Below are 19,385 nucleotides of genomic sequence, written 5' to 3'. Positions count from 1 at the left end.
CCTATTCTTGTAAAAACATGTACTGTTTAATTCCCAGTTCTTCCTAAGTGGTATTTTCCAGTATATCTTCAGTATTTTATGGTTGTATAATATTTAGCATTGGTGAGAGAAAAAATTCTCTCCCAACGCTAAATATTATACAACCAAAAGAATTTGAGAGATAAAGTTATGAAAGGTGTGGTCTTAGGGATGCGCCGTTCTTTATTTGGTATAAACACATATGTTTGAAAATATAAAATAAAAATAGAGAGAACGCTATATTTAACTGCGTGAATATGCTATAATATAAAAAGGTTTTGGGACTCATAGAAAGTGAGGAAATAAATGAAAGCTAATTATAAAAAGTTATGGCATATTTTATTAGAAAGAGACATGAAAAAGAAAGAGTTAGCTCAAATTGCTGGGGTTAGTGCATATACTATCAACAAGCTTAACAAGAATGAAAATGTTACTGTGGAAGTTTTGGGCAAGATTTGTAGAGCCTTAAACTGCACATTAGACGATATTATGGAATTTGAAGAGGATGAAAAATAGAAGAAAGGTGAGTGACTATTTTGGCAAAGAAAATAAAGAAAGAAATTTCTATGGAAGAAGCACTATGGAAAAGTGCTGATAAATTGAGAGGATCCGTAGAACCTGCAGAATATAAACATGTTGTATTAAGTTTGTTTTTCTTGAAGTTTGCCAGTTACAAATTTGAAGAATGTAGGAGAAATATTATTGAAAATCACGGTGAAAAATATGCAGATATGAAGCCTTTTTATACAAAGGAGAATGTATTTTATTTGCCGGAAGAAAGTAGATGGTCATATATAATTGAAAATGCTAAGCAAGATGATATTGCTTTAAAAATAGATACTGCTCTCTTTACGATTGAGAAAAACAATCCTTTGCTTAAAGGTGCTTTGCCAGATAATTATTATTCTCGCTTGCATATTGACACATCAAAACTTGCTTCTTTGCTTGATGAAATCAATCGAATAAATACAAATGATAAAGAGAACGATATAATCGGTCGTGTATATGAATACTTTTTAAGTAAGTTCGCTCTTGCAGAAGGAAAAGGTAAAGGGGAGTTCTACACACCAAAGTGCATTGTAAACTTGATTGCAGAAATGCTTGAGCCTTATGATGGAATACTTTATGACCCTTGTTGTGGTAGTGGAGGTATGTTTGTCCAATCGGTTAAGTTTGTGGAAGCTCATAGTGGTAATAAGAAAAAAGTATCTATTTATGGTCAAGAGTATACTAACACTACTTTTAAATTAGCAAAAATGAATTTGGCTATTCGTGGTATTTCCGCAAATCTCGGAGAGATGGCAGCAAATACATTTACAAATGACCAACATAAAGACCTAAAAGCAGATTTTATTATGGCAAATCCACCTTTTAATCAGAAAGAGTGGAGAACAGCTAATGAGTTAATTGATGATCCTCGATGGAATGGCTATGAAGTTCCGCCTACAAGCAATGCAAATTATGGTTGGATTTTGAATATTGTTTCTAAACTTTCTCAGAATGGTGTTGCAGGCTTTCTGCTGGCAAATGGAGCTTTATCTGATGATGGAACAGAGCTTAAAATTAGAAGGCAGCTTATTGAGAACAATCTTGTTGAAGCTATTGTTATTTTGCCAAGAAACTTGTTTTATACTACAGATATTAGCGTAACTTTATGGATTTTGAATAAGAATAAAAAAGATCGTGTTGTGGAACAAAATGGGCAGATTAAACGTTACCGTAATCGTGAAAAAGAAATACTATTCATGGACTTACGTCAAATGGGTAGTCCTTATGAGAAAAAGTATATTGAGCTAACTGACGAGGATAGAGCAAAAGTTACAGAAGTATATCATAACTGGCAGCAAGAAAATTTTGAAAAAACATACGAAAATGTTCCGGAGTTCTGTTATTCTGCCTTATTTGACGAGGTTAAAGAAAAGGGATTTACTCTTGTTCCGAGCCGATATATTGAGTTTATCAACCGTGATGAAAATATAGATTTTGATACAAAGATGAAATCTTTGCAATCAGAACTCAAAGAACTTCTTATTGATGAGGAAAAGTCTAAGGAAGATTTACTTTCTGTGTTTAAGGAGTTGGGGTATGAAATCGAATTATAAACGATTAGGCCAGTATATTCGACAGGTTGATGTGCGAAATACAGAGGGAAAAGAAGAAAATTTGCTTGGAGTATCGGTGCAAAAAAGGTATATTCCTTCAATAGCAAACACGGTTGGAACTGATTTTACAAAATATAAGGTAGTCAAAAAAGGACAGTTTACATATATTCCTGATACTTCTCGACGTGGAGATAAAATTGGAATAGCTTTACTAGAGGATTATGACGAAGGGCTTGTAAGCAATGTCTATACGGTGTTTGAGGTAATTGATAAAAAACAATTAATTCCACAGTATTTGATGTTGTGGTTCAGTAGACCAGAATTTGATCGCTTCGCACGTTTTAAATCGCACGGAAGTGTCAGAGAAGTAATGGATTGGGACGAAATGTGTAATGTAGAGTTACCTGTACCTACCTATGAAAAACAGCTGGAAATAGTGAACAGTTATAAAGCAATTATGGAGAGAATTGATTTAAAGCAGAAGATAAATGATAATTTAGAAGAACAAGTTTATGCTCTTTATAAGCAGCTTACTCAGTCCCACGACCCCAACACGGTCTTTGAAAGTATAGCGACTGTACAATCTGGAAAAAGACCTGTTTCAAACGAAATTGGTACTTATCCGCTTGTAGGCGCCGGCGGAATAATGAATTATATCAATGATTACAACTTTGATGAACAAATTATAATTACCGGAAGAGTAGGCACTCATGGCGTAATACAACGTTTCTTCTCAAAGTGTTGGGCATCGGATAATACATTAGTTATAAAAAGCAACTATTATGAATTTTCATATCATTTTCTTAAATCAGTTGATTGGGATTTGCTAAATCGTGGTTCCACGCAACCGCTTGTCACTCAGACGGATATAAAGAACTTGCCTTTATATTTACCTGATATTAGTGAATTAACAGCATTTGAAGCAACTGCTGAGAAAATAATGAAGCACCAAAGAGTCCTATTGAAAGAAATAGAATCCTTAAATCAGCTGAAAGATATGATTATTACATCTTTGTCAAAATATTAAGCCACTAAATTATCATTTAACATAGAAGGAGAAAATAAAAAAAATACGAAATAGGAAAAATTGTGATATTAAGAAATGAACTTAATGTATATATTGCTGGATACAACGATACATCTAAGAAATATAAAGGATTTGATGTAAATAATGGCAAGAATGAAATTGAATTCTCAGAAGAAGATGTTATTTTAACGGTTTAGTATATAAAACTCTCAGCAGTGGCGAGAGTTAAAACAAGAGACTGCCACTGATAGTCGTTCTCTTAGTATAATAACGGAGAAAAGACTATGAAACAGAATTTAATCAATGATGTTGTTCAGGGGATGTTACCGTACTTGAATAACGGACAGATTGAAAAGTTGCAAGAGGTATTGCACTTCGCACTTTTTAATTATCAGGTAACGCAAGATAAAGAACACGAGGAAAACTCAGAACAGAATTTAGTAGAGCTATTCCTTTCGGCAAAGCGAATCGAAGGCTGTTCAGAGAAATCCCTCAAATATTATAAAACGATGATTGAAACTATGCTTTTTCAACTTCAAAAAGATGTAAAACAAATCGTGACTGATGACATAAGAACATACCTTACGGAATATCAGAACAGTAAGCACTCAAGTCGTGTTACGATTGACAATATAAGGAGAATATTATCCAGCTTTTTCTCTTGGCTTGAGGATGAAGATTATATTCTTAAAAGTCCGGTAAGGAGAATACATAAAGTTAAGACCGGAACAAGCGTTAAGGAAACTTATTCTGATGAAGCACTTGAGCTTATGCGTGATAGTTGCACAGAGCTTAGAGATTTGGCAATGATTGATATGTTTGCTTCAACGGGAATGCGTGTCGGCGAGATGGTTCTGCTCAACCGTGAAGATATAAACTTCAATGAAAGAGAATGTGTTGTGTTTGGAAAAGGCGATAAGGAGCGAATTGTATATTTTGATGCAAGGACAAAGATACATCTGCAAAACTATTTGCAAAGCCGAAAAGATAATAATCCGGCATTGTTTGTTTCCTTGCAGTCACCACATAATCGAATGAAAATCGGTGGCATAGAAGTAAGACTTAGAAATTTAGGTAATCGTTTGGGTTTGGTAAAGGTACATCCACATAAGTTCCGACGAACTCTTGCGACAGTTGCAATAGATAAAGGAATGCCCATAGAGCAAGTTCAACAGCTTTTGGGGCATAGACGAATAGATACGACATTGCAGTACGCAATGGTCAAACAGAGCAATGTAAAAATAGCTCACAGAAAATACATTGGATGAGGTGCAAAGAAATGAGAACAGATTATAAAATTTTGGGTGATTATATCGAAATTGTAGATAATCGAAATCGAGATCTATCTATAACTAATCTGCTCGGAGTAAGTATTGCAAAAAAGTTTATTCCTTCAATAGCTAATATAGTAGGAACTGACTTATCGAACTATAAAATTGTTCGAACAGGTCAATTTGCATATGGACCTGTTACTTCCAGAAATGGAGAAAAAATTTCGATTGCATATTTAGATAGCGAGGACTGTATTATTTCAAGTTCATATATTGTGTTTGAAGTTACAAATAAAGATGAACTTGACCCGGAATATCTTATGCTTTGGTTTAGCAGACCAGAGTTTGACAGATACGCAAGATATAAGTCACACGGAAGCGTAAGGGAGATATTTGATTGGAATGAGCTATGTATGGTGAAACTTCCTGTTCCATCAATTGACGAACAGAAAAATATTGTTAAGGCATATAAGACAATTACCGATAGGATAGCTCTTAAGCAGCAGATAAATGATAATTTAGCGGCTTGATAAAGTGGCTAACAAAACTGTTTGCATCTTCTTTAGTTTGGCGATTTCATTATCATTGTCCTCAATTACAGCAAAGATTTTACTCAAACTTTGCTCAAGTTTATTTAAGATATCTGAATTCGGATATGTAATTTCAAGTGGATTGAGTTCTTTAGGATACACATGTGGCTGAGCAGTACCTTTTTGTAATTCAGTAATTTGAGCTTGTATATCTTTCATCATTACATACAAACAATGTATATAGCATGAAGAGTTGTTGTAAGAACAATCAGCTGCCCATATATCATGCAAATGAAACGATACGTATCCGGCATTTACTCCAGAGCCACTTACCGTAATAGATGGGCCTGATACATTGCTTTTATGATGGTGTCCAGAAGGTTGTAAACCAGCTGAAATAACTGGAATATTTCCTTCAACCATTTCTGCTGCTGTAATATTTTTACCACGTACAAATTCTCCAATATCAGAAATTGTACCAGTGATAATTTCATCAGTAGTACAAACTTTGAGTTCAGCTTTATATAAGTTGATAGCTTGTGCTTCTAAATTATCATTTAATATAAGTCGCATTGTAGGCGAACAAAAGTACCTGAAATAACTATAAACTATGACTGGAGGTGGGAGCTGTGGATGAATTTATAAGTTGGTGCAATGCAAATGTAGGTTTTGTATCGCTGCTATTATCTGCATTAACTCTATTAGTTAGTATTATAGCTGTGATTGTTTCAATACATACAGCACGCTTGCCATATAAGAAAAAGGTACTTGTAGTTACCGGGCATACCGTTTCAGGAGCAGGACTTGGTTTACATATTACAGCTACAAATGTCGGAAATAGAAATATAAGTATTAAAATGATAGGCTATTTGATAGGTGACCAAGTGTATGTAAACAAAAATACACTATTTGATAGCCAAGTTAATTTAGCCCAAGGAGAAACAACTTCTCAATATTATGACATAAGTGAGTTTAAAACTGTTTTGTCAGGACTGAAGGTTAGTCCATTCCTTAAAATCAAAGCCCTTGTGGAAGATACAGAAGGCACACGTTATAAAAAGAATTTGGCAAGAGTCAAAACAATTATCGAGTAATTTGCTTGAGAAAAGGAGTGAATACAATGGCAAATTTCAATGAACACGCATTAGAAATGTCAATAATGGAGCTACTCAAAGATGAAGAATATACATACTTGAACGGCAACCAAATTCATAGAGAGAGGGCTGAGGTTCTGCTTGCAGATGATTTAAAGCAGTATCTATATAGTCGCTATGCTTCGGATGGTATTACATCAAGTGAGGTGGATAGTATCATTCTTATGTTGCGTAATATTTCTGGTACGATTTATGAGGCAAACAAAGCTGTTTACAAGATTATTTGTGACGGCTTTATATTCAACCGCGAGGACATAACTAAGAAAGACTTGTATATTGAACTTATTGATTTTGGCACTCCCGAAAACAATATTTTCAAAGCAATCAATCAATTTGAAATAGAGGGTATTAATAACCAGATTCGCATACCTGATGGCATTGTGTTCGTAAATGGTATACCTGTTGTAGTGTTTGAATTTAAGAGTGCAGTTAAAGAGAATACAACTATTATGGACGCATACAAGCAGCTTACTGTACGTTATCGTCGTGATATTCCTGAACTATTCAAATATAATGCTTTTATTGTTATCAGTGATGGAGCAAGTAACAAATACGGTTCTTTCTTCAGTCCATATGACTTCTTCTATGCGTGGAGAAAAGTTAACTTGGAAGATAAAGAGTTGGATGGAATTAACTCCCTTGTTACAATGATTAAGGGTCTTTTTCGAAAGGAACGATTACTTGCTGTTATCAAGGATTTCGTTTACTTTCCAGATAGCTCTGATAAAGACTTAAAAATTGTATGCCGCTATCCTCAGTTTTTTGCTGCGAATAAGCTTTATAAAAATATCAAAGCTCATATGCGTCCGGAAGGTGATGGTAAAGGGGGCACATATTTCGGAGCCACTGGATGCGGAAAGAGCTATACTATGCTTTTTCTTACTCGTATGTTGATGAAGAGCACCTATTTTCATTCCCCAACTATCTTGCTGATTACTGATAGAACAGATCTTGACGACCAGCTTTCAAAGCAGTTTATAAGTTCGAAAAATTATATAGGCGATGAAACTGTAGTAAGCATTGACTCCCGTGAAAAGCTACGCCAAGAATTGCAAGGTAGAGAAAGTGGTGGTGTATATTTGACTACCATTCAAAAATTTACCGAGGACTTGACGTTACTTACTGACAGGTCAAATGTAATTTGCATTTCTGATGAAGCACACAGGAGCCAAATTAATCTTGATCAAAGGGTTCGAATTACAGAATCAGGTGTAGAGCGTACTTATGGATTTGCAAAATACTTACATGACTCTCTTCCAAACGCAACTTATGTTGGATTTACAGGAACTCCGGTAGATGGAACGATTGAAGTCTTTGGTGGTGTTGTTGATGCTTATACAATGACTGAAGCAGTTCGTGATGGTATTACTGTAAATCTTGTTTATGACGGTCGTGCTGCAAGAGTTACAATTAACCAAGATAAAGTTAGAGAGATAGAAGAATATTATGATTTTTGTGTTAGAGAGGAAGCTAACGAATATCAGGTTGAGGAGAGCAAAAAAAGTGTTGCCAATATGGAAATCATAATTGGTGACCCGGACAGACTTCGTGCCGTTGCTGAAGATTTTATTAATCATTATGAAACTCGTGTTGCAGAGGGGGCAACCGTTGCTGGAAAAGCTCTGTTTGTATGCTCAAATCGTTATATTGCTTACGACTTTTACAAGATAATTACTGAGCTTCGTCCAGAATGGACAGAAAAGAAAATCTGTGAAGATGGTATTGATCTTGATGAAAAGGACAGAAAAGAGTTAAAACCTATGGAAAAAATTAAAATGGTTATGACTCGTAATAAGGATGATGAAAAAGAACTCTTTGATATGCTCGGTACTAAAGATGATCGAAAAGAGTTTGATAGACAATTCAAAAATCCAAAATCAAATTTCAAAATTGCCATTGTAGTTGATATGTGGCTAACAGGTTTTGATGTTCCTGAACTTGATACTATTTATATAGATAAGCCTATTCAGCAACACACACTTATTCAAACTATCTCTCGTGTAAATCGAGTATGTGAAGGTAAGGATAAAGGATTAATTGTTGATTATATCGGAATTAAGAAAAATATGAATATGGCACTTAAAAAATATACTAATTTTGAGAGTGAAGAATTTGAGGGTATTGAGCAGTCAATTATTATGGTAAAAGACCAGTTGGAAGTACTTGCTCAAATGTTCCATAATTTTAATAACACTGACTTTCTTAACGGATCTCCTATTGAACAACTTGCTTGCCTAAATCGTGCTGTGGAGTATGTGCAGCTTTCTGAAGAAATGGAAACAAGGTTTATGGCAGCGGTTAAGCGTATGAAGCAGGCATTTAATCTTTGTAGCTCCAGCGATAGGTTCTCAGATATAGATAAGGATTACATCCATTTCTATTGTGCAGTACGTTCTATTCTCTTTAAGCTAACAAAAGGTGATGCGCCTGACATTTCTCAAATGAATGCTCGCGTTCGTGAAATGCTTGAGGGAGCGATTCAGTCGGACGGTATAGAGGAACTGTTTGAAACAGGAAAACACATTTCTGTTGATATTTTTAGCGATAAATATATGGACAAGATAAATGCAATACAGTTACCAAATACAAAAATAAAGATTTTGCAAAGACTGCTTTCACAAGCGATTGATGAGTTTAAGAAAGTTAACAAAATAATGGCGGTTGAATTTGCGGATAGATTAAAGCGCGTCGTAGATGAATATAACAATCGTAGACGTGATGAGGCTTATGCAAACGAAGTCCTTGATGATGTTGCAGACCAGCTTGTAAAACTTTTAGAAGAATTAAAACAAGAGAAAAATTCATTTAAGAAAATGGGAATAGACTATGAGGAAAAGGCGTTTTTCGACATATTAAAAGCTGTTTCCAAGAAGTATGAGTTTGAGTATCCTAATGACAAGATGATTGAACTCTCAAAGAGAATAAAAGCAATTGTAGATGACAAAGCGAGATATACAGATTGGTCTACTCGTGAGGATATCAAAGCAAATCTTCAGGTCGATTTAATTCTTCTTATGGATGAATTTGATTATCCTCCTGTAACATTAGATGAAGTTTATAAAGAAGTATTAGAGCAAGCTGAAAATTTTAAGAAGTATAATTGAGGAGGAAGTTATGGATAACACTATGAATAGATACTTAGAAGTAAATTTACTAGATAAAATAGATTCAACAGATATAGATTTAGAGGTAGAAACAGAAGCAGAAATTGATATAACTGAAGATGATAAAAGAAAACTTTATGTTGATAAGGTTGATAAGTCTACATCAGACTTATTCAGAATGATAGTAGAAGGAGAATTGAATTTACAACCTGATTACCAGAGAAGATTTGTTTGGGATAAAAAAACAATGTCTAAGTTTATTGAATCTTTATTGCTATCAATACCAATTCCAACTATTTTTTTAGCTGAGAATAACGACGATACATTTGAGGTTATTGATGGACAACAACGTCTTACTACAGTATTTGCTTTTATGAAATCTAAATTAGTTGCTGATGAAATTGAAAAATTATCAGAAAATTTGCGGGAAATGGATGTTTTAACATTAAGTGGACTCGAAACTTTGAAACAGTTTAACAAAAAGAGTTATTATGATTTAGTTGAAATGCAAAGAAAGTTTAATAATGTATCTCTTCCAGTTGTAATAATAAAAAAAGATTCAACAGAAGATATTAAATATGACATATTTTCACGAATAAACAGTGGTTCAATAAAGTTAAATAATCAGGAACTTCTAAATGTTATGTATAGAGGTATTTTAATTAACTCATTGAACGATGTTTCACAAAGTAAAGAAGTAGATGAAATCTTCGGGAGTAGACCTGTATTAAAGAAACGTTTCGGATATAATGAGATTTTATTAAGAGCTAAAGTTATAGAAGGATTTATTGATAGTGAAAATTGGAAATTAAGAGAAGTTAGGGTTAAAAATAAAGATAATTTAAATAAAGAATTCCGCACGTATAATGGCAGATTGAATACCGCAATTTTAGATTATCTTAAGGAATATAGATGCGATAAAGATGAAGCCTTAAGTTTAGTTGATTTTATTAGAAATTCAGTAGCAAAAGTGGATGCTGTTTTTGATGATGAAGCTTTCATTAGAATAAATAAGCCTGGTTCTACTAGTATAAATAAAACTATTGCAGAACTACAATTAGTGGTATTATCAAAATTTGATGATAATGTAGTCTTTAACAATAAGGAGTTAATAAGACGGTCATTTAGCGAATTTTTGAAAAATGTAGATGAAAATATTTTTATAAGAGGCACAAATAATACTACAAATGTTGAAAAAAGATATGAATGGGGAAAACATCTTTCTAGTATTCTTAGGGAGGTGTAGATTATGCTCCCTGAAATTCAAAAAAAATATCAATCTTATAAAGATATATATGATCAAGTACTCCCTATGTTAGAAGCAAAAGATAACTCAGAAATAGCAAGAGGATTATTGGAGAATTCATTATATTTATCTGTTTTTACAACATTCGAGAATTATTTAAAAGAACTCATACGTAACTACAATTATAATAAATCAAAACAAGGTGTGAGATTTACAGAATTGTCAGAAAGGATTGCTCATTCTATATTTTCTGAGAAAGAAAGACAAATTAAATATATATTTGAGGATAAAAATAAAAATAAGAAGGGGTCATTCGATGCGTATTTTCATTCATTAAAAGAAACTATTGATAGTAATATATTAGAAAAACACATACGATTTGAATTTTTGCACAAAGATAAACTAAATGGATATTATAAAGATTTATTTCAGGAAATTTTGGGAGATAGTGATTTTCTAAATAATTTAAATCTTACGCAAAATAGTGAGGATTTTGGTGGACTATTAGATACGGAAATACAAAGTGATGCGGCTACTTTTCTATATGAATATACAGATAAAATAAGAAATAATATTGCTCATGAAAATGAGAAGTTTAAAATTGGGGATATTTCTTCTTTCGAAGAAGTGGTGAATACTTTCGAATATATTATAATTGAAATTACTAAAAAATATAAAAGCAATACGGGATTTGATTTAGAAGAAGATGCTCAATACAATATGTTGGATAATTACTGATTAAAATTCATAGGTTTGAAGTACTTTTGAAGTATTTCGCTTAAAAAATACCCAAAAAAACAAAGAAAATATAAAATATGTGTAAATAAGAGTCTTATAAATGCTTATTTTTATAATGTGTAGAAGTCTTTATATGAAGAGTGGGAATAGCGGAAGCAAATATGTTACTACTATAAAACCGTTGAAAGCATAGTGTTTTAGCGATTTTGGAGTAGCAAAATTCTCGAAATGATACTGTTTTGATACTAAAAGTAAGAAAAAGCAGGTCTAAAAGGGAGTTGTTGAATTTAGGTAAATAGTTTAGAAATAGAAAGCCTTCCATCATTTTGGTGGGAGGCTTTTGTTGAAAATTATAAATGGTAAATTGGCTTTTGTTTTAGAATAGTTACATGTATGCATAAATGAAATATTTTTGTTATTGTGGACTTATATACAAGATATGTATTACATTTGTTGTGATGTACTATTACGAAATTTACGGATAATGTATAATAAATGGGAAGGTGAGATTCTATGACTATAATTTTTTCTGAAAACCCCGAAAATGATCTTTGGAGAGAATTATTACAATTTACATATGAGGCTAATATAAAACGGTATTTAGCAAAAAAGGGGCATGAGGTAGACGAAGATACTATAAATTGCATCGCAGGTTCGTTTTTACAAGCAAATGAATACTATAAGGCTGCTAAAGAAGATAATCTTCAAATTTCACCATTACTATTATATTATGGCTCAACAAATCTTCTTTATGGAATGGTTAACCTTTTAAGTGGCAGTATCAATAAGATTAGTAACCATGGAATGAAGATTTTCATTCCTGATCAAATGAATTTCATTGCAGACACGAAAATCAGATTTCTTAGTCCAGTAGATGGTGGAGTTCATGTAGTTGCAAGAGCGATAGGTGTTACTTCTGACTTAACAGGATTTGGTGATTGGAGTTTGAGAGAGTTTTTAGATTCGATTGCAGAAATACAATATGACTTTACACAATGCTATGATGTACAAACTGGCTGTACTATTATGCTTGATATTTTTAATACTCCAGATGGAAAGGCTGAAAAAATATATTTTTCGGAAGAAAACAAGGATCATTTGATTGAACTATTGAAAAAAGTTGAAGGGTTTGAAAAATCATATTTGCGCTTTACTTCTGCTACAGACTTCAAAACGGGCAAAGAATATTTTGTCCTTCGCCATAAATTGACAGGTGAGGATATCAGTAAACAATCCTATTCTGGACAACCATATTTACAGGCAGGGCATATAAAAAATAGCAAATTGATAACTATCCCAACATTACTTAATATATACATCAGTTTATTTGCATTATCTTCATTATGCCGTTATTTCCCGGAACGTTGGAGTCCTTTTGTGCTTAAGGATATAACTGGTGAAAAACTTTTAATTGAAAAATTTATGTTCTATGCAAGAAGGCTCGTTCCTAATTATGTACTTAATAATCTTTTAGAAAATACTATACAGTATAGTTCGAGCAGATATACAGCAACTGATACTGTTAAATTAGTAGGTGAACATCAGGTGCAAGAGATGATTGAAAGAAAAGTGCAGAATGAATTGGAGAAACAACACATTGACTTTAAAGAGAAAAGATAAAATTTCTTTCTATATAATAATTTAGGAGATAAAATGATGTCAACAAATTTTAGAACAGAAGTATTTAAGTTATGTAAAAAGCTTCAAAAGGATGAAGCTTCGCAAAAAATAAGAAAAATGATTTATGACATGTCAGTTGTTATAGAATCAAATGAAATTGGTGAAAAGTTTACAGATTCCCGTAATGATTTTGCTTATATGGCAAAACATAGTAATACTGAATTTCATGGTTTTATATTTCTTGATGAAAACATTGAAAAAATAGATATCCCCAATTTTTTCAATGTAGAGCATTTGTCATCAGCAGAAAGAATATTGATTGAGCAAGGACATAAAACGCTTACTCGATTTATTGATTTATGTTTGTCTGAAATTGCTTCTGAATCAAATGAAGTAGCAGATTCAATGAATCCGTATTTTCTATATAAAGAAGTCAGTGTTTCAGAAAATGTAAGCACACTACTCTCAGATGAGGAGTTAATTCCTGCAATATCAGCGTTCAAGAATGGTAGAGTCTATAAAGTTCTTATGGATGCTAATTTTATAAAAATGTTCAAAAAAATTGATATTGATGCTATGCGTGGGTTAGTTAGTATATTAGAAAAAGAAATTAATCAAAGCCTTGGAGAAGAAATTTCTAAGGATATAAAAGATTTTTCGATGAAGTTGCACACAAAACTGGATGATATTACTGATGTGATGTTTGCGTTTTCGGTATTGATGTTAGCATTGAAGAATTCGTTAAAGATTTCTTGCCGTCTGCTATATAGGGCAATTTGCGGTATTGATTTGTTTGTTTTGAATAATGATAATATAATTAATATCGAAAAAGATGTTTCCACAGTTGTGAGCAAATTTTATAAGATTTTTGTTCAAGATATAACTCTTGATTTCTCAAGAAGCGATATGGGTAGTATTCTTCTAATAGATTGTGATTTGCCTCATGGTATTCACATACATGAATTTGGAATGCTGATAGCTCAAACATTAAATTTTGCAGGAGAATTTGGTGAATCAGCAAAATATTCGGTTGTTACTGTTAATGAGGAACTGATTCATATACATCATCTTGTAGATGAGGTATTGAAAGTTGGATTGCCTATTATAAATACAAATTGAAAAAATGGATTTAAGATATTCTAACTTAAATCCATTCAAATCTTTAGCTTATCTTAAAGTATCAAATAACACAAAAGCACATGGCTTGAAGAGTAAAATCTTTCAGCTATGTGCTTTTTCTGTGCTTATTTTAAATCTGGTGGAACTTTGGCATTTATTCTGCTTTTATAGAATTTTACATTGCTTTCTTCAAAGGGAACATAATTTGTCTGTAATTGACCAAGAAACACAAAGAGAAATCAATGAAATTAAGCGAAGAAAATTTGTGAATTGGTATGACTGGAATGAGGATAAAAAAGGCAGTAGTTATAAGTCAAGACTTCAATTTGATATTGATAGAACTATAAAGCAGTCAATCAACTGGCAGGGATTTTTATCTAAGATGGAAAGCTATGGCTATGAAATAAAATATGGGAAGCATATAGCTTTTAGAAGTAAAAATCAGCAGAGATTTACCAGAGCAAAGACCATTGGAGCTAACTATACTGAAGAAAGAATTAAGGATAGAATCCTGAATAAAGATAAAGAACTTGGAAATATCATTGATATTAAAAATAGTCAAAAAGTAAAGTCAAGCAAAGGCTATGAACATTGGGTAACAAAACATAATCTTAAAACAGCAGCGTCTGCGCTTGTTGAAATCAGGAATAAAGGTTTTAATTCAATTGAAGAATTAGAGCGTGGTATCAGCCGGATCTCCATTGAAAAGAACGAGTTGAAACGAGAATTTGATAAGCTGTCATTGGAGCAAAAGAGGATAAAGGAAGTCGTTAAATATATTAAAATTTGTATTAGTAAGAGAGAACATTACGAAGGTTATCGTAAAAATCCAAATGACGAATTTATATGTGATGATGAACCGAAAAGATGTGGAAGCCTATCAGAAAGTTTATGAGGGAATAGATATTTTTCTTAAGCAATTCCCACACTTGAGACATATGGTATCGGGAGAGTTGAAGACAAAATCAGGTAAAAATCTTTTTAGAAAATTAAATGAGCATTCAAAAGAATTGCAGGCTAAACAAGAGGAAATTGCAAAGAAATATAATGCGTTATCAGTAAAATATGAGGAGTTGGAACATCTGAAAGTTAATATGAATGAGTATCTTGGTAGAGATAAGAGGGAGAAAAAAGAGTCAGTTATAGAAAAAATTAGTAGACATAAGGAACAAGATAAGAAAATTTCTAAAGAGAAAAAAGAAAAGATGAAAGAAGTAGAAAGATGAATTTATATTGCAGTAGACTGTGTTTTCTTGAAAATAAAGAATCTTGACAAATATTGAATTTTAATTTATTATTAAATATAAATTCAGTATTAAAATAGAAAGAGGTGTGCTATGGCACAAGTACTAAAAGAAGAAGTCAGAAATAGAATACTCGAATCAGCAGAAAAAGTATTTTATAAAAAGGATTATAGAGGTGCCAAATTAACAGAAATTGCAAAAGAGGCGAATATACCTGTGGCACTCATCTATACCTATTTCAAAAATAAGGAAGTTTTGTTTGATGCAGTAGTAAGTTCAGTTTATATAAATTTTGAGTCAGCTTTTAATGAGGAAGAATCTTTGGAAAAAGGCTCTGCTTCTGAAAGGTTTGATGAAGTCGGCGAGAATTATATTCATGAACTTTTAAAAGAGCGTAAGAAGTTAATTATTTTAATGGATAAAAGCTCAGGTACAAAGCATACAGAAGCAAAACAAAAACTTATATCGCAAATGCAGATTCATATTGAAGTGAGCCTAAAAAGACAATCAGAAAAAGAATATGATCCGATGCTTGCCCATATTTTAGCCAGTAACTTTACAGAGGGGCTTCTTGAAATAGCAAGGCACTATCAAAGTGAAAAGTGGGCAAAAGATATGCTAAAACTTATTGCAAGGTGTTATTACAAGGGAGTGGAATCCTTATAATTAGCACTAAAAAATAGACTTTGTGTAATCAGCAAAGTCTTACTTTAAACCTTAATATTGAATTATAATTCAATATTATTCAATTTTGAAAGGAGCGTTGTTCATGCCAGAAAAAGAATTAAGGAAAAAAGTGATTGGGAAAAATAGTTTATCCAATTCACTTCTTGCTTTAAAAATAGTATTTGATTTGATACCACAAATCTTACTTGTATATTTGATTAGTTCTTTAATCACAAACAATATTAACGAAGGTAATTTAAAGTATATATTCTTGGGAATCTTTATATCGTTTGCATTAAAGGAAGTGTTTTACTATTTTGCAACAAAGGTTGCCCATGAAAAAGCTTATGAAAAATTAACAGAACTTAGGTTAGATATTATCGGTCATTTAAAAAAACTAAGTTTAGGATTTTTCAAAGAACATAATACCGGGGAGCTTACCAACATTGTTCAGCATGATGTAGAGCAAGTGGAAGTATACCTTGCCCATGGTCTTCCTGAAATAATGTCAGTTACACTTCTGCCTACCATTATTTTCATAGCTATGATTTTTGTAGACTGGCGTCTTGCTCTTGGAATGATTGCCGGAGTTCCACTCATGTATTTGGTAAAAGTTCTTTCACAGAAAACAATGGATAAGAACTTTGCTATTTACTTTAACCATGAAAACAAGATGAGAGAAGAGCTAATGGAATATGTAAAAAATATCTCTGTGATTAAAGCTTTTGCTAAAGAAGAGGAGATTAGCGAAAGAACATTAAAAACGGCAAGAGAGTATATTTACTGGGTTAAAAAGAGCATGGGAGCAATTACAATTCCAATGGGACTCATTGACATATTTATGGAAATTGGAGTAGTTATTGTCATGATTTTGGGAAGTATATTTCTTTATTATGGAGAAATAACAACACCTAAATTTATACTCGCAATTATTCTATCCTCTGCGTTTACAGCATCCATAAGCAAGACAGCAACTCTACAACATTTTTCTATTGTATTTAAGGAGGCTTTAAAGTCAATTGGAAAAGTTTTAACCGTTTCGCTTCCAAAGAAAAAGATAGAACAAGGTTTAGAATTTGGAAATATAGAATTTAAAGATGTGAATTTTGCATACGGAAAAGATAGTTTCGAGTTAAAGGATATAAATCTTATTTTTAAGAAAAATAGCTTAAATGCTTTTGTTGGAGCAAGTGGATGTGGTAAGAGTACAGTATCCAATTTGCTTATGGGTTTTTGGGATGCTGACAGCGGACGAATAGAAATAAATGGGAAAGATATAAAGGATTACAGTCAGGAAAATATTTCAAATCTTATTGGAAGTGTGCAACAGGAGGTCATCCTTTTCGATTTAAGTATTTTTGACAATATTGCAATCGGGAAACTTAATGCGACAAAAGAAGAAGTCATAGAAGCTGCCAAAAAAGCGAGATGTCATGACTTTATTTCAGCATTGCCAAATGGATATGAAACACGAGTAGGTGAAATGGGAGTTAAGTTATCCGGTGGAGAAAAACAAAGAATCTCTATTGCAAGAATGATACTGAAAAATGCACCGATTTTAATATTAGATGAGGCAATGGCAGCTGTTGATAGTGAAAATGAAAGACTAATCGGTGAAGCGATTGATGATTTAAGTAAGGATAAAACCATCATTACAATTGCTCATCATCTAAATACGATTAGAGATTCAGACCAAATTATAGTTATGGATAAGGGTGTTGTTCTTGATGCAGGAAGCCATGAAGAGCTGATGAAAAGATGTGATTTTTATCGTGATATGGTTGAAGCACAGAACAAGGTAGATAGATGGAATTTGAAAGAGGTGGTAACAGAAAATGTTTAGAGAAATGTTAAAACTACTTACAAAAACCGGCAAGAGAGATTTGATTATATCAAGTGTACTCTTTGCCCTTTATGGACTAAGCTCCATAGCTATGATTGTTATCGTATTTTCTATACTGTTTCAGATATTTGATAAGACGAGTTTAGATATGCTTTATAAATATTTTATTGCTATTGGATTACTTGTAGTCTTCAAAGGTATTTGTAATATGGTTGCAGATATGAAAAAGCATAGTGCAGGTTTTGATATTGTTCAGCAAATCAGAGAACGCATGATTATCAAATTAAAGAAATTTAGTTTAGGTTTTTATACAAATGAAAGATTGGGAGAAATCAATACAATTTTACACAAAGATGTTGATAATATGTCCCTTGTTGTAGGACACATGTGGTCAAGAATGTTTGGCGATTTTTTGATAGGTGCGATTGTATTTATTGGTCTTGCAAGTATTGATTTCAAACTTTCTATTATTATGGCTGTATCTGTTCCGATTGCACTTATCTTTCTATATCTGACAATTAAGCAATCTGAAAGAATTGAAAATCAAAACAACTCAGCACTTCTTGATATGGTTAGCTTATTTGTTGAATATGTTAGAGGAATACCTGTACTAAAGAGTTTTTCAAACAATAAGAGCTTGGATAATGAGCTTATGAATAAGACAAAAAAGTTTGGAGAAACAAGCAAAGCAGCTTCAAGATTTAAGGCAAAACAGTTATCTATATTTGGTTTTTTACTGGATATTGGATATTTAGTTCTTTTAATTGCAGGAGCAATACTTGTTATAAAGGGAAGTCTTGATGTACTTAATTTTATTATCTTTGCAGTAATTTCAAAAGAGTTTTATAAGCCATTCGCTTCTATGGAACAACACTATATGTACTATGTTTCGGCGGTAGATAGTTACGAAAGACTTTCAAGAATTTTATATGCAGATGTAATCACGGATAAAGTGAATGGAATTGTTCCGACAGATAATGATATAGCTTTTGAAAACATAGATTTTTCCTATGAAAAAGATGAATTTAAAATGGAAAAATTGAGCTTTTCTATTGCTGAAAAAACAATGACAGCCTTAGTTGGAGAATCAGGTAGTGGAAAGACTACTATAACCAACTTACTTCTAAGATTTTATGATGTGCATAAAGGGAAAATTACACTTGGAGGAACTGATATAAGGGATATTCCTTATGATGAGCTTTTAGATTGTATCAGCATTGTCATGCAGAATGTTCAACTGTTTGATAACACGATTGAAGAAAATATCAGAGTAGGTAAAAAAGGAGCTACAAAAGAGGAAATCATTAAAGCTGCAAAAAAGGCAAGGATACATGATTTCATTATGAGTTTACCAAAAGGTTATGAAACTGATATTGGAGAAAATGGTGGGCTTCTTTCAGGTGGACAAAGACAAAGAATATCTATAGCAAGAGCTTTTCTAAAAGATGCACCGATTTTAATTCTTGATGAAATGACAAGTAATGTTGATCCTGTAAATGAATCTTTGATACAAGATGCCATTACAGAACTTGCAAAGAATAGAACCGTAATTGTAGTGGCTCATCATTTAAAAACAATTCAGAAAGCTGACCAAATTCTCGTATTTCAAAAAGGAAATTTACTTGAAAAAGGAAAGCATGGGGAACTTCTTGAGAAAGATGGTTACTACACAAAATTATGGAAAGCTCAGTATGAGGTGTAAC

18 protein-coding genes are annotated in these 19,385 nt (G+C 32.5%); 17 read left to right on the top strand and 1 reads right to left on the bottom strand.

What is annotated here, in order from left to right:
* Positions 1-324 precede the first annotated feature (324 nt).
* The 6 genes from HMPREF0634_RS05060 to HMPREF0634_RS05040 all read left to right on the top strand — a co-directional run bounded on the left by HMPREF0634_RS05060 (position 325) and on the right by HMPREF0634_RS05040 (position 4,948).
* Entirely contained in the window at positions 325-534 is a 210-nt protein-coding gene (locus tag HMPREF0634_RS05060) for a helix-turn-helix domain-containing protein (protein WP_007789590.1), read from the top strand.
* 20 nt (positions 535-554) lie between these two features.
* A complete protein-coding gene (locus HMPREF0634_RS05055; RefSeq protein WP_007789563.1) occupies positions 555-2,120 on the top strand; it encodes a type I restriction-modification system subunit M in 1,566 nt (521 codons plus the stop codon).
* Positions 2,104-3,147 carry a restriction endonuclease subunit S gene (locus HMPREF0634_RS09530; protein ID WP_007789566.1) on the top strand — a complete coding sequence of 348 codons (1,044 nt, stop codon included), beginning with the start codon at positions 2,104-2,106 and terminating at the stop codon, positions 3,145-3,147. Before HMPREF0634_RS05055 ends, HMPREF0634_RS09530 begins: the two co-directional genes overlap by 17 nt.
* Positions 3,148-3,209: 62 nt before the next feature.
* A complete protein-coding gene (locus HMPREF0634_RS10050) occupies positions 3,210-3,344 on the top strand; it encodes a hypothetical protein (RefSeq protein ID WP_276324347.1) in 135 nt (44 codons plus the stop codon).
* Between the two features lie 87 nt (positions 3,345-3,431).
* A complete protein-coding gene (xerA, locus tag HMPREF0634_RS05045; protein ID WP_007789539.1) occupies positions 3,432-4,415 on the top strand; it encodes a site-specific tyrosine recombinase/integron integrase in 984 nt (327 codons plus the stop codon).
* 11 nt (positions 4,416-4,426) lie between these two features.
* Positions 4,427-4,948: a restriction endonuclease subunit S gene (locus tag HMPREF0634_RS05040; protein WP_007789541.1), complete on the top strand. Its 522-nt coding sequence runs from the start codon at positions 4,427-4,429 to the stop codon at positions 4,946-4,948.
* Here the strand turns inward: HMPREF0634_RS05040 and HMPREF0634_RS05035 are convergent.
* Positions 4,937-5,521, bottom strand: a complete 585-nt coding sequence (locus HMPREF0634_RS05035; RefSeq protein WP_007789601.1) for a restriction endonuclease subunit S — start codon at positions 5,519-5,521, stop codon at positions 4,937-4,939. The genes HMPREF0634_RS05040 and HMPREF0634_RS05035 overlap by 12 nt on opposite strands.
* 56 nt (positions 5,522-5,577) lie before the next feature.
* On the opposite strand from HMPREF0634_RS05035, the gene HMPREF0634_RS05030 reads away from it, so the two are divergent.
* The 11 genes from HMPREF0634_RS05030 (at position 5,578) to HMPREF0634_RS04985 (ending at position 19,384) form a co-directional block, all read left to right on the top strand.
* The gene (locus tag HMPREF0634_RS05030; protein WP_007789586.1) at positions 5,578-6,042 is read left to right on the top strand and encodes a hypothetical protein; all 465 of its coding nucleotides are present in this window, start codon (positions 5,578-5,580) and stop codon (positions 6,040-6,042) included.
* 26 nt (positions 6,043-6,068) lie between these two features.
* A complete protein-coding gene (locus tag HMPREF0634_RS05025; RefSeq protein ID WP_007789568.1) occupies positions 6,069-9,206 on the top strand; it encodes a type I restriction endonuclease subunit R in 3,138 nt (1,045 codons plus the stop codon).
* A gap of 10 nt (positions 9,207-9,216) precedes the next feature.
* On the top strand, positions 9,217-10,452 hold the full coding sequence (locus HMPREF0634_RS05020) for a DUF262 domain-containing protein (protein WP_007789557.1): 1,236 nt from the start codon (positions 9,217-9,219) through the stop codon (positions 10,450-10,452).
* Positions 10,453-10,455: 3 nt separating this feature from the next.
* Entirely contained in the window at positions 10,456-11,190 is a 735-nt protein-coding gene (locus HMPREF0634_RS05015; protein WP_040565783.1) for a hypothetical protein, read from the top strand.
* A gap of 513 nt (positions 11,191-11,703) precedes the next feature.
* Entirely contained in the window at positions 11,704-12,810 is a 1,107-nt protein-coding gene (locus tag HMPREF0634_RS05010) for a YaaC family protein (protein WP_040565782.1), read from the top strand.
* A 33-nt stretch (positions 12,811-12,843) separates the two neighbouring features.
* Positions 12,844-13,929: a hypothetical protein gene (locus tag HMPREF0634_RS05005; RefSeq protein ID WP_007789603.1), complete on the top strand. Its 1,086-nt coding sequence runs from the start codon at positions 12,844-12,846 to the stop codon at positions 13,927-13,929.
* A 205-nt stretch (positions 13,930-14,134) separates the two neighbouring features.
* Positions 14,135-14,824 carry a relaxase family protein gene (locus tag HMPREF0634_RS09975; RefSeq protein ID WP_007789559.1) on the top strand — a complete coding sequence of 230 codons (690 nt, stop codon included), beginning with the start codon at positions 14,135-14,137 and terminating at the stop codon, positions 14,822-14,824.
* Complete coding sequence (locus HMPREF0634_RS09970; RefSeq protein WP_243440512.1) at positions 14,781-15,155, top strand: hypothetical protein; 375 nt, start codon at positions 14,781-14,783, stop codon at positions 15,153-15,155. The genes HMPREF0634_RS09975 and HMPREF0634_RS09970 overlap by 44 nt, the downstream gene beginning before the upstream one ends.
* A gap of 111 nt (positions 15,156-15,266) precedes the next feature.
* Entirely contained in the window at positions 15,267-15,839 is a 573-nt protein-coding gene (locus HMPREF0634_RS04995; RefSeq protein ID WP_007789599.1) for a TetR/AcrR family transcriptional regulator, read from the top strand.
* Positions 15,840-15,942: 103 nt separating this feature from the next.
* Complete coding sequence (locus HMPREF0634_RS04990; protein ID WP_007789577.1) at positions 15,943-17,682, top strand: ABC transporter ATP-binding protein; 1,740 nt, start codon at positions 15,943-15,945, stop codon at positions 17,680-17,682.
* Entirely contained in the window at positions 17,675-19,384 is a 1,710-nt protein-coding gene (locus HMPREF0634_RS04985) for an ABC transporter ATP-binding protein (protein ID WP_007789547.1), read from the top strand. The genes HMPREF0634_RS04990 and HMPREF0634_RS04985 overlap by 8 nt, the downstream gene beginning before the upstream one ends.
* Position 19,385: the final 1 nt, after the last annotated feature.

The sequence above is a fragment of the Peptostreptococcus stomatis DSM 17678 genome, assembly GCF_000147675.1.
In the GTDB taxonomy this organism is placed as follows: domain Bacteria; phylum Bacillota; class Clostridia; order Peptostreptococcales; family Peptostreptococcaceae; genus Peptostreptococcus; species Peptostreptococcus stomatis.
Note: the sequence above shows the minus strand (reverse complement) of the source record. Positions and strands in the feature narration are given on the sequence as shown.

Coding starts and splice junctions, on each gene's coding strand:
- HMPREF0634_RS05060 (WP_007789590.1), top strand. CDS start 325: ATGAAAGCTAATTATAAAAAGTTATGGCATATTTTATTAGAAAGAGAC.
- HMPREF0634_RS09530 (WP_007789566.1), top strand. CDS start 2,104: ATGAAATCGAATTATAAACGATTAGGCCAGTATATTCGACAGGTTGAT.
- xerA (WP_007789539.1), top strand. CDS start 3,432: ATGAAACAGAATTTAATCAATGATGTTGTTCAGGGGATGTTACCGTAC.
- HMPREF0634_RS05040 (WP_007789541.1), top strand. CDS start 4,427: ATGAGAACAGATTATAAAATTTTGGGTGATTATATCGAAATTGTAGAT.
- HMPREF0634_RS05035 (WP_007789601.1), bottom strand. CDS start 5,521: ATGCGACTTATATTAAATGATAATTTAGAAGCACAAGCTATCAACTTA.
- HMPREF0634_RS05025 (WP_007789568.1), top strand. CDS start 6,069: ATGGCAAATTTCAATGAACACGCATTAGAAATGTCAATAATGGAGCTA.
- HMPREF0634_RS05020 (WP_007789557.1), top strand. CDS start 9,217: ATGGATAACACTATGAATAGATACTTAGAAGTAAATTTACTAGATAAA.
- HMPREF0634_RS05015 (WP_040565783.1), top strand. CDS start 10,456: ATGCTCCCTGAAATTCAAAAAAAATATCAATCTTATAAAGATATATAT.
- HMPREF0634_RS05010 (WP_040565782.1), top strand. CDS start 11,704: ATGACTATAATTTTTTCTGAAAACCCCGAAAATGATCTTTGGAGAGAA.
- HMPREF0634_RS05005 (WP_007789603.1), top strand. CDS start 12,844: ATGATGTCAACAAATTTTAGAACAGAAGTATTTAAGTTATGTAAAAAG.
- HMPREF0634_RS09970 (WP_243440512.1), top strand. CDS start 14,781: ATGATGAACCGAAAAGATGTGGAAGCCTATCAGAAAGTTTATGAGGGA.
- HMPREF0634_RS04995 (WP_007789599.1), top strand. CDS start 15,267: ATGGCACAAGTACTAAAAGAAGAAGTCAGAAATAGAATACTCGAATCA.
- HMPREF0634_RS04990 (WP_007789577.1), top strand. CDS start 15,943: ATGCCAGAAAAAGAATTAAGGAAAAAAGTGATTGGGAAAAATAGTTTA.
- HMPREF0634_RS04985 (WP_007789547.1), top strand. CDS start 17,675: ATGTTTAGAGAAATGTTAAAACTACTTACAAAAACCGGCAAGAGAGAT.